General features: G+C 73.5%; 14 protein-coding genes and 1 pseudogene. 8 read left to right on the top strand and 7 right to left on the bottom strand.

Features of this window, described 5'->3' with window-relative positions; all coding sequences use genetic code 11:
* The first annotated feature begins 29 nt into the window (after positions 1-29).
* The 4 genes and pseudogenes from AC6CKD_RS06440 to AC6CKD_RS06425 all read left to right on the top strand — a co-directional run bounded on the left by AC6CKD_RS06440 (position 30) and on the right by AC6CKD_RS06425 (position 4,136).
* Positions 30-1,112: a GNAT family N-acetyltransferase gene (locus AC6CKD_RS06440; RefSeq protein WP_498325753.1), complete on the top strand. Its 1,083-nt coding sequence runs from the start codon at positions 30-32 to the stop codon at positions 1,110-1,112.
* A 65-nt stretch (positions 1,113-1,177) separates the two neighbouring features.
* Positions 1,178-2,150, top strand: a pseudogene (locus AC6CKD_RS06435) (isopenicillin N synthase family dioxygenase).
* 105 nt (positions 2,151-2,255) lie between these two features.
* The gene (locus AC6CKD_RS06430) at positions 2,256-2,789 is read left to right on the top strand and encodes a GNAT family N-acetyltransferase (RefSeq protein WP_243332038.1); all 534 of its coding nucleotides are present in this window, start codon (positions 2,256-2,258) and stop codon (positions 2,787-2,789) included.
* Between the two features lie 162 nt (positions 2,790-2,951).
* On the top strand, positions 2,952-4,136 hold the full coding sequence (locus tag AC6CKD_RS06425; protein ID WP_498325752.1) for a hypothetical protein: 1,185 nt from the start codon (positions 2,952-2,954) through the stop codon (positions 4,134-4,136).
* A 6-nt stretch (positions 4,137-4,142) separates the two neighbouring features.
* Here AC6CKD_RS06425 and AC6CKD_RS06420 read toward each other — a convergent pair whose 3' ends face one another.
* Together AC6CKD_RS06420 and AC6CKD_RS06415 are read right to left on the bottom strand one after the other, a co-directional pair.
* Positions 4,143-4,883, bottom strand: a complete 741-nt coding sequence (locus AC6CKD_RS06420; RefSeq protein ID WP_498325751.1) for a GmrSD restriction endonuclease domain-containing protein — start codon at positions 4,881-4,883, stop codon at positions 4,143-4,145.
* A gap of 110 nt (positions 4,884-4,993) precedes the next feature.
* Positions 4,994-5,536: an HAD domain-containing protein gene (locus AC6CKD_RS06415; protein WP_498325749.1), complete on the bottom strand. Its 543-nt coding sequence runs from the start codon at positions 5,534-5,536 to the stop codon at positions 4,994-4,996.
* 182 nt (positions 5,537-5,718) lie between these two features.
* Here AC6CKD_RS06415 and AC6CKD_RS06410 point away from each other — a divergent pair, with 182 nt between their 5' ends.
* Positions 5,719-7,080, top strand: coding sequence for an FAD-dependent oxidoreductase (locus tag AC6CKD_RS06410; RefSeq protein WP_498325748.1), 1,362 nt, complete (start codon positions 5,719-5,721; stop codon positions 7,078-7,080).
* 76 nt (positions 7,081-7,156) lie between these two features.
* Here the strand turns inward: AC6CKD_RS06410 and AC6CKD_RS06405 are convergent, their stop codons facing one another.
* Positions 7,157-7,630 carry a MarR family winged helix-turn-helix transcriptional regulator gene (locus AC6CKD_RS06405; protein WP_498325747.1) on the bottom strand — a complete coding sequence of 158 codons (474 nt, stop codon included), beginning with the start codon at positions 7,628-7,630 and terminating at the stop codon, positions 7,157-7,159.
* Positions 7,631-7,755: 125 nt separating this feature from the next.
* Between AC6CKD_RS06405 and AC6CKD_RS06400 the strand changes: the two genes are divergently transcribed.
* Positions 7,756-8,166 (top strand): organic hydroperoxide resistance protein, encoded by a 411-nt coding sequence (locus tag AC6CKD_RS06400; RefSeq protein ID WP_498325746.1) that lies wholly within the window; start codon positions 7,756-7,758, stop codon positions 8,164-8,166.
* Between the two features lie 52 nt (positions 8,167-8,218).
* Here AC6CKD_RS06400 and alc read toward each other — a convergent pair whose 3' ends face one another.
* Positions 8,219-9,340: an allantoicase gene (gene alc / locus AC6CKD_RS06395; protein ID WP_498325744.1), complete on the bottom strand. Its 1,122-nt coding sequence runs from the start codon at positions 9,338-9,340 to the stop codon at positions 8,219-8,221.
* A gap of 246 nt (positions 9,341-9,586) precedes the next feature.
* Entirely contained in the window at positions 9,587-10,351 is a 765-nt protein-coding gene (locus AC6CKD_RS06390; RefSeq protein ID WP_498325743.1) for a dienelactone hydrolase family protein, read from the bottom strand.
* 115 nt (positions 10,352-10,466) lie between these two features.
* On the opposite strand from AC6CKD_RS06390, the gene AC6CKD_RS06385 reads away from it, so the two are divergent.
* Complete coding sequence (locus tag AC6CKD_RS06385; RefSeq protein WP_498325742.1) at positions 10,467-11,657, top strand: cytochrome P450 family protein; 1,191 nt, start codon at positions 10,467-10,469, stop codon at positions 11,655-11,657.
* A gap of 33 nt (positions 11,658-11,690) precedes the next feature.
* Here AC6CKD_RS06385 and AC6CKD_RS06380 read toward each other — a convergent pair whose 3' ends face one another.
* Complete coding sequence (locus AC6CKD_RS06380; protein WP_498325741.1) at positions 11,691-12,266, bottom strand: YdeI/OmpD-associated family protein; 576 nt, start codon at positions 12,264-12,266, stop codon at positions 11,691-11,693.
* 119 nt (positions 12,267-12,385) lie between these two features.
* Here AC6CKD_RS06380 and AC6CKD_RS06375 point away from each other — a divergent pair, with 119 nt between their 5' ends.
* A complete protein-coding gene (locus AC6CKD_RS06375) occupies positions 12,386-12,736 on the top strand; it encodes a hypothetical protein (protein WP_498325739.1) in 351 nt (116 codons plus the stop codon).
* 79 nt (positions 12,737-12,815) lie between these two features.
* Here the strand turns inward: AC6CKD_RS06375 and AC6CKD_RS06370 are convergent, their stop codons facing one another.
* Positions 12,816-13,001 carry a DUF6381 family protein gene (locus AC6CKD_RS06370; protein ID WP_284717145.1) on the bottom strand — a complete coding sequence of 62 codons (186 nt, stop codon included), beginning with the start codon at positions 12,999-13,001 and terminating at the stop codon, positions 12,816-12,818.
* Between the last annotated feature and the right edge of the window lie 70 nt (positions 13,002-13,071).

Raw genomic sequence — 13,071 nt, 5'->3', positions numbered from 1 at the left:
CCGCGGGAACCCCCCTTAAGGTTCGCCGGATGACGCACACGGGTACCCTCGCGACGGCCACCGACCTCGACCGGGCGGTATCGCTCTCCACCGAAGCACTGCGTGCGGTGGCGCACCGCGACTGGAGCACCCCGGCCGCCGGGCTGGCCTGGAGCTGCCACGACACCGCCGTGCACATGGCCGATGACCTGGTCGCCTACGCCGCACAGCTCGCGGTGCGCGCCACCGACGCCTACGTCCCCCTGGAGGTCCGGGCGCACGAGGCGGCCACGCCGGCCGGGGTGCTCGACATGATCACGGCCGCCGGCAGCTTCCTGTCCGCCGCCGTGTCCCTCGCCGGGCCGGACGTCCGCGCGTGGCATCCGGCAGGGACGGCGGGCCCGGACGGCTTCGCGGCGATGGGCGTCATCGAGACGCTGCTGCACACCCACGACGTGCTCGGCGGCCTCGGCGTGCACGACTGGGAGCCCGGCCCCGAGCTGCCCGCCCTGGTCCTGGACCGCCTCTTCCCGCACGTCCCGCACGGGGAGGCCCACGACTCCTGGCGGACGCTGCTGTGGGCGACCGGCCGGGGCGAGCTGCCCGGCCTGGCCCGGCAGACGGCCTGGCGCTGGTACGCCGACCCCGTCCGGGCCGAGCGCGTGCTGCTCTGCGAGATCACCCCGCTCGTGGCGGCCGACCTGCACGCGGGCGGCACCGGAGGCTTCGTCTGGGCCGGAGACGGACCCGCCGAGGGCACGCGGTACGCGGCCGGCAGGACGGCCCGGGCGCGCGAGGAAGGGACGTACCGGCCGGGCTGGGGCCCGTACGCCATCATCCGTGCGAGCGACCGGCGGGCGATCGGCGGCATGGGCTTCCACGCGACCCCGGACGCCGAGGGCCGTGCCGAGATGGGCTACGACCTGCTCCCGTCGGCGCGCGGCAGCGGCTACGCCACCGAGGCGGCGAAGGCCCTCTCCGGCTGGGCCCTCGGCCAGCCGGGCTGCACCGTGCTGGAGGCCGAGGCGGACGACGGCAACGCGCCCTCGCACGGGGTACTGCGACGGGCCGGTTTCACGGAGTCGGGCTCCGGGGAAGGCACGGTCCGGTACACCCTGAGTCGGCCCGCCTAGGCCGAACCGTAGGCGACGGCCCCGGCCGTCTCGGGCAGCCCTCCCGATCCGGAAAGCAGGTCTCCGTGGTGAGTTCGCAGGTCCCCGTGATCGATCTCGGCCCGTGGCGCTCCGGCGGGCCCGAGGCGCGCCGACAGGTCGCCTCCCGCGTCGACGAGGCGCTCCGGGCGGCCGGGTTCCTGCTGGTGACCGGGCACGGAGTCGACCCGGAGCTGCCGGCGCGGATCCGGGAGGAGGCGCGGACCTTCTTCCGGCTCCCGGCCGCCGCCAAGGCCCCGTACGCCGTGCCGGTCGGCGGCCGCGGCTGGCTCGGCCCGGGCGCCGAGGCCAACAGCTACGCGGAGGGCGCGGCCTCCCCGCCCGACCTCAAGGAGTCCTGGTCCTTCGCGGCGGAGGAGCCGACCGGGATCGCCCCGGTGGACGCCGAGTGGTTCAGGCCCAACGCGTGGCCGGCCGAAGTGCCCGCGCTGCGCGGGCCGGTGACGGAGTACCTGGCCGCCATGCGGGCCCTCTCCGACGAACTGCTGGAGCTGCTGGCGGCCGCGCTCGGCCTGGACACGGACCATTTCACCCGGCACACCCGCCACCCCACCTGGGGGTTCAACCTCAACTGGTACCCCGGCACCGAACTCCTCGGCCCGCCGCTGCCCGGCCAGTTCCGCATCGGCGCGCACACCGACTTCGGCACCGTCACCGTCCTCGACCGGCAGCGGGGCGCGGGCGGACTCCAGATCCACACCGACGCCGAGGGCTGGCAGGACGCCCCCGTACGATCCGGCGGCGCTCACCGTGAACATCGGAGACCTGATGGCGCGCTGGACGGGCGACCGCTGGCGGGCGGGCCGCCACCGGGTCCTGCCGCCGCCCGCCGACGTGCCCGCCGAGGAGCTGATCTCGCTCGTCTACTTCTACGAGTGTGACCCGCACACCCGCGTGGAACCGCTCCCCCCGCCGCTGGGCCGGATCGCGCACGAGCCCGTCGACTCGCACGTCCACCTGAGGGCGCAGCTCGACGCGATCACCGTCCCGGAGGGGTAGCGGAGGTGCGGGGGAAAGGAGAGGGCAGCGGCGCGGAGAGGCCGCGGGCGGGCCCGTGGCGGACCCGATTACCCGATGTCCGGCACGTTCGGCAGGATGGGAGCCATGACCGAGATCCGTACCCCCCGCCTCCTCCTCCGCCGCTGGTCCGAGGACGACCTCGTCCCCCTGTCGGAGATCAACGCCGACCCCGAGGTGATGCGCTGGATCGGCGACGGCGAGACCCTCGACCTGGAGGAGACCGCCGAGACCATCGAGCGGTGGGAGGACGAGTGGGACGAGGAGGGCTTCGGGATCTTCGCCGTGGAGCTGCTGGCCTCCGGCGAGCTGATCGGAGCCGTGGGGCTCTCCATGCCGTGGTGGCTCCCCGAGGTCCTGCCGGCGGCCGAGATCACCTGGCGGCTCGGCCGCTCCTACTGGGGCCAGGGCTACGGCTCCGAGGCCGCGCACGCCACCCTGGAGTTCGCCCTCCAGGACCGCGGGCTCGACCGGGTCGTCGCCATCAACCGGGCGGGCAACGACGAGTCCGAGAACGTGATCCGCAAGCTGGGCATGACCGCCGAGAAGGACATCAACCACCCGCAGACCGGCGCGCTCCTCAACCTCCACGGCATCGACCTCACGGAGTACGAGGGCTGAGCCGCCCCCTGCCCGCCCCGGCGCGTCCCCGCATCGACCGATCGGCCGACCCCGCTGTCGGCCGCCGGGCCGAGCGGCCGGGCGGCCCGGTGAGGTGAGGATGGGTGCGGGGGAGCGGGCGCACCACCGGCCCCGCCCCCGGAACCGAGAGGGGCCACGCCCATGCCGCAGCACGACCGCCCGCACCCGCGCCGCCGCGTCCGGGGAACCCGTACCGCCGTCGCGGCCCTCGCCGGAGCACTGCTGCTGGGGGCCTGCTCCACCCCCGACGCGCCGCCGGCCGCCGCCCCCGCGGCCTCCCCGCTCCCCACGGCGGCGACCACCCCGGGCGGCACCCTCCTGGTCGCCGACTTCGGCGCCGACACCGTCACGTTCGTGGACCCGGAGCGCGGCGCGGTCGGTTCGGTGCCGGTCGGCAGGGCACCGTACGGCCTGGTGGTCGGCGCGGACGGCCGGGCCTGGGTGGCCACCGCCGAGGGTGTCGCCGTCGTGGACACGCGGACGCGGACCCGGCTGGCCCGGATCCCGTACCGGACCACCGGCACCGGGCCCGTGACGGGCGGCGAGTACCGGGGCGGCGGCATGGGCATCGCGCTCTCGCCCGACGGCGCGCACGCGTACGTCGGGGTCAACGTGCCCGGCACCACCGGCGTCCTCGAGGTCATCGACACGGCGAAGAGCGAGACGACCGCGGTGGTCCCGGTGGGCCGGCGGCCCTTCGACGTGGACGTCGCGCGCGACGGCTCGGAGGTGTACGTCACCGGCCACGACTCCTTCGACGTCACCGTCGTGCCCGTCGGAATCGACGGAGCCGGCGGCACGGGGGAAACGGGCGAAACGGGAGGCTCGATGCGTCCGCGCCGCATCGAGGTCGCCCCGTACGGGACCGAGGGCGGCCTCGCCTCCTGGCTGAAACCGCACTACGCCGTCGTCCGCCCTTCGGACGGGATGCTGCTGCTCCCCTTCGAGGGCGAGCGCCTCTCGGTGGTGGATCCGCGGACGGGCCGCACCACGGTGGAGGAACTGACCGCCGACACCCACCAGCACGGCGCCGCGGTCACGGCGGACGGCCGGCTGCTGGTCGTCGGCACGGGGGCGGTGGAACCGGGCAAGGGCAAGGGGCCCTCCCTCACCGTCCGTTCCCCGGACGGATCGGAGCGGGTGTACCCGCTGGACGGGCCCCACGAGGGCGTGGCCGTGTCCCGGGACGGGCGGACGGCCTACGTCACCGGGGGCTACACCCGCGACGGCTACTGGAACGGCATCACGGTCGTGGACCTCGACAGCGGGGACGCCCGGCGGCTCGCGGCGGGATCGCGCCCCCTGGGCATCGCGGTCCTGGGGTGAGCGGCGTCAGGCTTGGCAGGTGTCGAGCATGGTGGAGAGCGTCTTCTTCTCGGGCTCGGTGACGGTCAGGCCGTACACGGACTTGACCGTGGTCCAGGCCCGCCCGTACTGGCACCAGGAAGCCTTGGACGGCGGCTGCCACTGGTCGGGACTCTGGTCGCCCTTCGAACGGTTCGAGGAGGCCGTCACCGCCAGCAGTTGAGGGCGGGTCAGATCGTTCGCGAAGGCCTTGCGCTTCGCGGCGTCCCAGCCGGCCGCGCCGGAGCGCCAGCCTTCGGCGAGGGGCACCATGTGGTCGATGTCGATCTTCGAAGCCTCGGTGACGACCGCCTCGTCGTACAGGCTCTTCCACGTCCCGGACACGGCCTTGCACTGGGAGTCGCGGGTGACGTTCGCGCCGTCCCGCTGGAGGATGACCTCGCGGGTGTCGCACTTCTCGCCCTGCTCCGCCCAGTGCGTGAACTTGTCCCGGCTGTATCCGGACATGGTTCCCGGCGGCGCCACCTTGAGTGCGGCCAGCTGGGTACGGGCCACGGCGGCGCCGACCATGCCGGGGAGGACGTCGCCGGAAGGCGGCTTCCCGTCGGCGGGAGCCGGGGTGGCGGCGGGGGAGGAGCGGGCGGCTCCGCCCGGCTGCGCATCGTCGCCGGGATCTGCCCCGGTCCCGCTCCCCGCGCCGGAACAGCCGGCGGCGGCCAGCAGCACGGCCGCCAGTACCGCACCGGGCACACGTATCTGACGCCCCATGACCCCACCCCGAACCCCGCCCGCACACTGTGTCGAGGGAAGCCTACCCACGCCGGACGGGACCCGAAGCCGGGCCCGTTGGCCCGGCGGGCGGCGAACCCTCCCCGGACTCAGGCTCCGTGGGCGCGCAGCCACGCCTCCAGGACGGTGAAGTCGGCGTTCCCGAGCCCGGCCCGGGCATCGACGCGGTGGAGCAGGGCCGGGCCGGGGTGGTGGCCGCGGACCCACCGGCGGTCCGCGTCGCCGATCTCGTCGTCGACCCAGGCGAACGCCCGGCCCGCCGCCCGGGCGACGAGGCCGGCGGTCTTCCAGTGCACCGTGCCCGGGCCGTCCGCGTCGCAGGGCTCGGGCCACTCCACCACCGGCAGGGCCGGCAGTCCCAGTCGCGGGGAGAGGCACTGGTTCGCGTCCTCACCCCAGGTCGTGGCCCACACCAGCTCGCACGGCAGCGCGGCGAGCCGGGGTCCGAGTGCCGGATCGACGCGGGGCAGCAGGGGGTGGCCCCCGGACGCATCGGCCGCGCCCGGAGCCTCGTAGACCGGGTGCCCGTGCGGGGAGCCGAAAGGGATGAGGGGGCCGTCGACATCGAGGAAGAGGAGCGGGCGGCGGGCGCGCGGGGTCTCGGGGTAGTCGGGGCCGGGGTCGGTGTCCATGCGGCCCATGGGATCACGGGGGCGGCGGCCTCCCCGAGGGGGCCGGAAGCCCCAAGTATTGCTTGGAGGTGCCATAAGTGCGGGCTATAGGGTCATAACCTAGGGGCGGGTGCCGGGTTAGGCTGCCCTTAGCTTAGGGTTCCCCTTGATCGAGTCTTTCGCCGTTCGAAGGGAACCCAGCCATGCCTCGCCCCCTGCGGGTAGCAATCGTCGGTGCCGGCCCCGCCGGCATCTACGCCGCCGACGCCCTGCTGAAGTCCGAGGCGGCCGCCGAGCCGGGTGTGTCCATCGACATCTTCGAGCGGATGCCGGCCCCCTTCGGTCTGATCCGCTACGGCGTCGCTCCCGACCACCCCCGCATCAAGGGCATCATCACCGCCCTGCACCAGGTGCTCGACAAGCCGCAGGTCCGCCTCTTCGGCAACGTCGACTACCCGAACGACATCAGCCTCGACGAGCTGCACTCCTTCTACGACGCCGTGGTCTTCTCCACCGGCGCCACCGCGGACCGCGCGCTCACCATCCCGGGCGTCGACCTCGACGGCTCCTACGGCGCCGCCGACTTCGTCTCCTGGTACGACGGCCACCCCGACGTGCCGCGCACCTGGCCGCTGGAGGCCGAGAAGGTCGCCGTCCTGGGCGTCGGCAACGTGGCCCTCGACGTGGCCCGGATCCTCGCCAAGACCGCCGACGAGCTGCTGCCGACCGAGATCCCGGCGAACGTCTTCGACGGCCTCAAGGCCAACAAGGCCCTCGAAGTCCACGTCTTCGGCCGTCGCGGCCCCGCGCAGGCGAAGTTCAGCCCGATGGAGCTGCGCGAGCTGGACCACTCGCCGAACATCGAGGTCATCGTCAACCCCGAGGACATCGACTACGACGAGGGTTCGATCACCACCCGCCGCTCCAACAAGCAGGCGGACATGGTCGCCAAGACCCTGGAGAACTGGGCGATCCGCGACATAGGCGAGCGCCCGCACAAGCTCTTCCTGCACTTCTTCGAGTCGCCCACCGAGATCCTCGGCGAGGACGGCAAGGTCGTCGGGCTGCGCACCGAGCGCACCGAGCTCGACGGCACGGGCAACGTCAAGGGCACCGGCGCCTTCACCGACTGGGACGTCCAGTCCGTCTACCGCGCCGTCGGCTACCTCTCCGACGAGCTGCCCAAGCTGCCGTGGGACGTCGACTCCGGCACGGTTCCGGACGAGGGCGGCCGCGTCATCGAAGCCGGCGCGCACCTGGCGTCCACGTACGTCACCGGCTGGATCCGCCGCGGTCCCGTCGGCCTGATCGGCCACACCAAGGGCGACGCGAACGAGACGGTCGCGAACCTGCTCGCCGACCACGCGGACGGCCGCCTGCTGACGCCGGCCGCTCCCGAGCCGGAGGCGGTCGAGGCCTTCCTCGTGCAGAAGGAGGTCCGCGTCACGACGTGGGAGGGCTGGTACAAGCTCGACGCCGCCGAGAAGGCGCTGGGCGAGCCGCAGGGCCGCGAGCGCGTGAAGCTCGTCGAGCGCGAGGACATGCTCAAGGCGAGCGGGGCGTAGTCGGACCCGGTCGGCGTGCGGGCCCGTCGCGGTACGGGCGGGCCCGTCGTCGTACGCCCGCTCCGCGCTGCCCGGGCTACTCCGGCGGAACCGCCGCGTCCAGGGCGGCGGTGAGCCGCCGCAGGCGGTCCTGGAGCTCCTTGATCTCGCCGAGCTCGAAGCCGGTCGCGGCCGCGATGCGCCGGGGCACCTCGACGGCCTGGGCGCGCAAGGCGGTACCGGCCTCGGTGGGCCGTACGTGTACGGACCGCTCGTCCGCGGCGCTGCGCTCGCGCACGAGCAGACCGGCCGCTTCCAGCCGCTTGAGGAGGGGCGAGAGCGTGCCCGAGTCGAGCCGCAGGTGCTGCCCGAGCTGTTTGACCGGCATCTCTCCGTGCTCCCACAGCACCAGCATCACCAGGTACTGGGGGTAGGTCAGGCCGAGGTCCTTCAGGACGACCCGGTAGAGCCCACCGAAGGCGCGGTTCGCGGCGCCGAGGGCGAAGCAGATCTGGCCGTCGAGGCGCAGGAAGTCCTGGTCGAGGAGGGCGTCGGTCGGTTGCTCGGTCATGGGGCAAGTGTACCGGGGGGTCGTGTCGGCAACTGAATTGTGCACAACTTAATTGTGTGCCATATTGATGGGGCGAGGTCGTCGGTCGACGGCCCCGCCTCCGCCCCTTGAGAGGAACCCCCGAGATGGACGCGATCTACACCGCTGTCGCCACCGCCAACGGCCGCGAAGGCCGCGCCGTCAGCTCCGACGGCCAGATCGACCTTGCGCTGGCCATGCCGCCGGCCCTCGGTGGCAGCGGTCTGGGCACCAACCCCGAGCAGCTCTTCGCGGCCGGGTACGCCGCCTGCTTCGCCAGCGCCCTCGGGCTGGTCGGCCGCCAGGCCAAGGTCGACACCAGTGAGGTCTCGGTGACCTCGGAGGTCTCCATCGGCAAGGACGGCGCGGGCTTCGGGCTGGCCGTCGTCCTGCGCGTGGAGCTTCCGGAGTCCCTGATGGGCGAGACCGGCACCCTGCTGGTCAAGCAGGCGCACGAGGTCTGCCCCTACTCCCGCGCCACGCGCGGCAACATCCCCGTCGAGCTCGTCGTCGAGTAGGAGTCCCGGGCGCGGCCCGGACGAGCGGGCCGCCCGAGCCGCCGTCTTCCCGTCAGTGCGCCGTGCCCGCCGCACGCAGCGCGCGGGCGGTGAGGGCGGCGGCTCCGGCGTCGGTGAGCCGGCCGTGCAGGCGCAGGCGGGCGAACCCGCCGTCGGGGTACACGTCGATCCGGGCGTGCGTGGCCAGGACCGGTGCGGCGAGCGGCAGCCGGTGCGGGCTGTCGGGCTCCAGCCGGGTGCGCGGGAGGACCCGCGTCCAGGCGCCGTCCGCACCGTCCTTCACGGACAGCGACACCCAGCCGGCCGCGTTCCCCTTCAGGTTCGCGGTGTCCACCTCCACCACACGGATCTCGCACTGACCGGCCAGCCGGTAGGCGATCCAGTCGTTCCCCCGGTCGCGGCGCCGGCGCGTCTCCCAGCCGTCGTCCTGCTTCTGCGACAGCCCCGGCATGATCGTGTTCGCGGGGGAGGAGTAGAAGCCGTCCGAGGCCTCCTCCACGACCCCGCCGTTGGCCACGCAGGCCATGTCCGCCGTGCCGAGCAGGGCCAGCCACTCGGGATCGGGCAGCACCTCGCCGTGGACGCGCAGCCGCGCGATGCCGCCGTCGGGGTGCTGGTTGATCCGCAGGTGCGTCCAGCGGCGCCCGGACCCGACCGCGAAGCCGTTCGCGGCGTGGCCGCGCACGGGAGTGCGCGGCACGATCTCCTCCCAGGCGTCCGCCCGTTCGAGCAGTTCGGTCGTCGACGGCGTCCCTTCGAAGGCGGCTGCCCACACGCTGACCTGCTGCGGGTGGTTGCCGCGGAAGTGTGCGGTGTCGACGACGATCCCGCGGATGACGCCGGGGGAGCCGAGGCGGATGAGCGCCCAGTCGTGATCGGACTCCGTCGGGAACGACTCGTCCGAGCCCGCCCCGCGCCGCCGCCGGGTCTCCCAACCGTCCATCACCTTCCCCTTGTTGCCGTAGTCGTGCACGTCGAAGACGGCCGCAGCGCGCAGCAGGAGGTTCTCCCGCTCGGCGAAGAACTCGTCGTTGGCCGCGACGACCCCCGCGCCGAGCCGGCGGTCGGCGAGGTCCGTCAGGTGGGAGAAGTCGAAGGTGGCGCCCCGGTAGTCGGCGTAGGGGTCGCCCGAGACGTAGGGTGCGGCGGCGAAGTCGTCGGTCGGGAAGGGCATGCGCGAAGTCCTGCTTTCCGCTGAGGCCGAGGGAGTTGGGGCTTGGTTGATGCCTCGACTCTCGCCCCCAGGGATTGCCCGGGTCCATCGAATGTTTTCGATCATTCCTTTCAGGAGAGCTGAAACGTGCGGCCATCCGCGCCGGCGGCGGTACCCAGACCCCGACCGCCCCGCTCCGTGGCCCGACCGCTCCGCTCCGTGGCCCCGTAGCGCCGCGCGCCCGGCAGGATGCCGGGCCCGCGCGTGTCAGAACGTCCGGTCCAGCAGCGCGAACAGCGCGGTCCAGTGCCGCTCGTCCGAGGCCGCGTCGTAGGAGCTCGTGTCGGCCAGGGTGTAGCCGTGCGCCGCGCCCTCGTACACCTCGGCCCGGTGGCGGACCTCCGCAGCCGCGAGGGCCTTCCCGAGCCGCTCGATCTCCTCGGCCGGCAGCGACGGATCCTGGTCCGCGTGGCCGAAGTACAGCTCGGCGGTGACCCGATGGGCCACGAGGTGCGGACTGTCCGCCGCGTCCGTGGCCAGGGACCCGCCGTGGAAGCCGGCCGCGGCCGCCACCCGCTCCGGATACGTGCCCGCCGTGAGCAGGGCCAGCCGGGCGCCCAGGCAGTACCCCGTGATCGCCACCGGCCCGGCGGCGACGTCCGGGAGGCCCGCGAGCCGCTCCAGATAGGCCTCGGCGTCACGCATCGCCAGCTCGGCGGTCAGCGAGTCGAGGGCCGGGCCGACCCGGTCGAAGAGCTCCGGCTGCCGGCCGAGGTCCACGAACTCCGGAAGCTCGAACACCGGTGCGCGCCCGTGGCGGTAGAAGAGGTTGGGCATCAGGACGACGTAGCCGGCCGCCGCGATCCGGTCCGCCACCGACTTGATGTGCGGACGGATCCCGAAGGCGTTCACGTACAGCAGCACCCCGGGGTACGGGCCTTCGCCGTCGGGCCGGGCCAGATAGGCGTCGGCGGTGCCGTCCCGAGTGCCGACGCCAATCGTCGTCCTGACTACCTCGCATGCGGTCGTCATGGCCGTCCCCCTCTTTCGTATGGCGAAGGCCGCAGACTACCGTGATCGGGCTCTTGCCCCGGAGTGTCCGGAAACCGCCCCTACCGGTTCCCAACTGGGCGCGTACCGTGGTCCGATGCCAGTAGTGGACATCAGTGCCAGTGCGGAAGAGTTCGATGCCGACCCGTACGCGTTCTACGAGAGGATGCGTGCGGCGGGACCCGTGCACCGGATCATCCTCGCCGCCGACGAGATCGAGCCGAGCTGGATGGTCGTCGGGCACGAGGAGGCGCGCCGCGCGCTCAACCACCCGTCCCTGTCCAAGGACTGGCGCACCTCGGGCGCGTTCCCGGACGCCCAGGCCAACGCCGTGAACTCCAACATGCTGGAATCCGACCCGCCGCACCACACCCGGCTGCGGCGCCTGGTCGCACGGGAGTTCACCGCACGCCGCATGGAGAGCATGCGGGTGCGCGTCCAGCAGATCACCGACGAGCTGCTCGACGCGATGGCCGCCGGGCCGGAGCGCGGCGGCGACCTGATCGAGACGCTGGCGTTCCCGCTCCCGATGACCGTGATCTGCGAGCTGCTCGGCGTCCCCGACCTGGACCGGGCCCGGTTCCGGTCCTGGTCCAACGAGATCGTCGCCCCCACCTCGAACGCCTCGAACGGCGACGCGCACCGGGAGCTGGGGATCTACCTCGCGGAGCTCATCGAGGCCAAGGCCAAGGAGCCCGGCGAGGACCTGCTCAGCGCGCTGATCCGGACCAGCGACGAGGACGGCGACTCCCTGTCCTCCGACGAGGTCATCGGGATGGCCTTTCTGCTACTGGTCGCGGGCCACGAGACCACCGTCAGCCTCATCTCCAACGGCGTACGGGCCCTGCTCGCCCACCCCGGACAACTAACCGCGCTGCACGGCGACTTCGACGGGCTCGACGGGGCGGTCGAGGAGATGCTCCGCTACGACGGCCCCGTGCAGCACGCCACGTACCGCTACGCCCGCGAGTCCCTGGACCTGGGCGGCACCACCATCCCGGCCGGGGCGACCGTGCTCGTCTCCCTGGCGGGCGCCGACCGCGACCCCGCCCGCTTCGCGGACCCCGGGGCGTTCGACATCGGCCGCGCCCCGCAGGGCCACCTGGCCTTCGGCCACGGGCTCCACTTCTGCATCGGCGCCCCGCTGGCACGCATGGAGGGCCGCATCGCGATCCGCTCCCTGCTCGAACGCTTCCCCGGCCTGGCCGAGGACCCGGCGGCCGGCCCGCCGGCCTGGCTGCCGGGCAGCCTGATGCACGGCGTGAGCCGCCTCCCGCTCCGCTGGTAGCGCGGGCGGCCCCGGGTCGGCCGACGGCCCGGGTCAGCCGGCGGCGCCCCGCTCCAGGAGGCGTACGGCCTGCTCCAGGCGGGCCTGCCGGGCCTCCGGGGTGAGGGCCTGGAGGAGGGGGAGGACCACGAGGTAGCGCCCGGTCCGGTCCAGGGTCTCGAAGGCCGCCCGGGCCGCCGGATTCTCCGCCAGGGCCGCCGTGACGTCGGGCGGCACGACCGCCGTCCGCTGGGAGGCGTAGGCCCCCGCCCAGCGGCCGTCCTCCTGCGCCTTGCGCACCTCGGCGAGGCCCGGTTCGCGCATGCGCCCCAGCGCCGTCAGCTCGGTCACCTTGTCGACGTTGACCTGCGACCACAGGCTCCGGGGCCTGCGGGGCACGTACTTCTGCAAGTAGTACCGCTCGTCCAGGGACCGGCGCTGCCCGGAGATCCACCCGTAGCACAGCCCGATGTCGACCAGCTCGTCCGCGGAGACCGAAGCGATCCCGGACGCCTTCTTCGCCAGCTTGACCCACACGCCCTCGTGCCGGGTGTGGTGCCCGGCCAGCCAGTCCTCGAAGGCCCCGGCATCGGCGAACGCGATGACCTCCACGCCGTCCAACTCGTCCATACGGGTCAGATTAGTGCCCGCGCCCCCGGAGCGGAGCGGCCCTCCGGCTGCGGGATAATGATCGCCGGTGCGGGCCCGGTCCGCGCCGGTCAGCGCAGCGACCCGAGATGGAGCCCCCGATGGACGTACGCCACTTCGAGCGGATCACCGCCTTCATCGAGGCGCGGCTCACGCCGCTCTTCGCCGAGGAGACGGGCAGCGAGAACGGCTTCGGGATGGACGACACCTCCCGCGCCCTGCGCGCCCTGCGCAACGCGGCGCTGGAGGCCTCGGTGGCCAAGGGCCTCATCGAGCAGCGGGAGACGGCCGAGCCGGCGGTCCGCCGGGTCATCGACCAGGCGGTGGAGCACCACTGGGACGTGCTGCGCGGCATCGCCCGCCAGTGGGAGGACCACGCCGACTTCGTCCGCGAGTTCAAGCGCCACGCGTGGGAGCTCGACGAGGCCCCCGCGGAGGCCGTGGCTCCGTAGGTCCGCTTCCGTAGGCCCGCTGTTCCGCGAGCCCGGCGCGCGATCGCGAACCCGCAGCCGGGACCCGGCCGGGCGGGTCCTACCGCAGGTCCATGCCCGGGTCGTCGATGACGCGCTCCTGCTCGCTCTGCTCGCGCAGGCGGCGCGCCTTGTCCCGCAGCCGGCGGCTCTCGTCGGGGTCGGTCGAGCGGGTGGCGGCCTCGTCGAGTTCCTGCGCCTTGTCGCGCAGCTGCCGGGACCGGCCATGGGATTCGCCTGCACTCATGATCACTCCTGGGCGCTGTGGGGGGACGCCGGGCGGACTTCAGCGAACCAGCAGTACACCCGGAGCGCAT

The organism is Streptomyces sp. GQ60 (assembly GCF_059758875.1).
This window is presented reverse-complemented; position numbering and strand designations above follow the sequence as displayed.

Excerpts from the sequence above, each read along its gene's own strand:
- AC6CKD_RS06425 (WP_498325752.1), top strand. The coding sequence starts at position 2,952 with ATGCCGCAGCACGACCGCCCGCACCCGCGCCGCCGCGTCCGGGGAACC.
- AC6CKD_RS06400 (WP_498325746.1), top strand. The coding sequence starts at position 7,756 with ATGGACGCGATCTACACCGCTGTCGCCACCGCCAACGGCCGCGAAGGC.
- AC6CKD_RS06405 (WP_498325747.1), bottom strand. The coding sequence starts at position 7,630 with ATGACCGAGCAACCGACCGACGCCCTCCTCGACCAGGACTTCCTGCGC.
- AC6CKD_RS06385 (WP_498325742.1), top strand. The coding sequence starts at position 10,467 with ATGCCAGTAGTGGACATCAGTGCCAGTGCGGAAGAGTTCGATGCCGAC.
- alc (WP_498325744.1), bottom strand. The coding sequence starts at position 9,340 with ATGCCCTTCCCGACCGACGACTTCGCCGCCGCACCCTACGTCTCGGGC.
- AC6CKD_RS06430 (WP_243332038.1), top strand. The coding sequence starts at position 2,256 with ATGACCGAGATCCGTACCCCCCGCCTCCTCCTCCGCCGCTGGTCCGAG.
- AC6CKD_RS06375 (WP_498325739.1), top strand. The coding sequence starts at position 12,386 with ATGGACGTACGCCACTTCGAGCGGATCACCGCCTTCATCGAGGCGCGG.
- AC6CKD_RS06410 (WP_498325748.1), top strand. The coding sequence starts at position 5,719 with ATGCCTCGCCCCCTGCGGGTAGCAATCGTCGGTGCCGGCCCCGCCGGC.
- AC6CKD_RS06415 (WP_498325749.1), bottom strand. The coding sequence starts at position 5,536 with ATGGACACCGACCCCGGCCCCGACTACCCCGAGACCCCGCGCGCCCGC.
- AC6CKD_RS06380 (WP_498325741.1), bottom strand. The coding sequence starts at position 12,266 with ATGGACGAGTTGGACGGCGTGGAGGTCATCGCGTTCGCCGATGCCGGG.
- AC6CKD_RS06370 (WP_284717145.1), bottom strand. The coding sequence starts at position 13,001 with ATGAGTGCAGGCGAATCCCATGGCCGGTCCCGGCAGCTGCGCGACAAG.
- AC6CKD_RS06440 (WP_498325753.1), top strand. The coding sequence starts at position 30 with ATGACGCACACGGGTACCCTCGCGACGGCCACCGACCTCGACCGGGCG.
- AC6CKD_RS06390 (WP_498325743.1), bottom strand. The coding sequence starts at position 10,351 with ATGACGACCGCATGCGAGGTAGTCAGGACGACGATTGGCGTCGGCACT.
- AC6CKD_RS06420 (WP_498325751.1), bottom strand. The coding sequence starts at position 4,883 with ATGGGGCGTCAGATACGTGTGCCCGGTGCGGTACTGGCGGCCGTGCTG.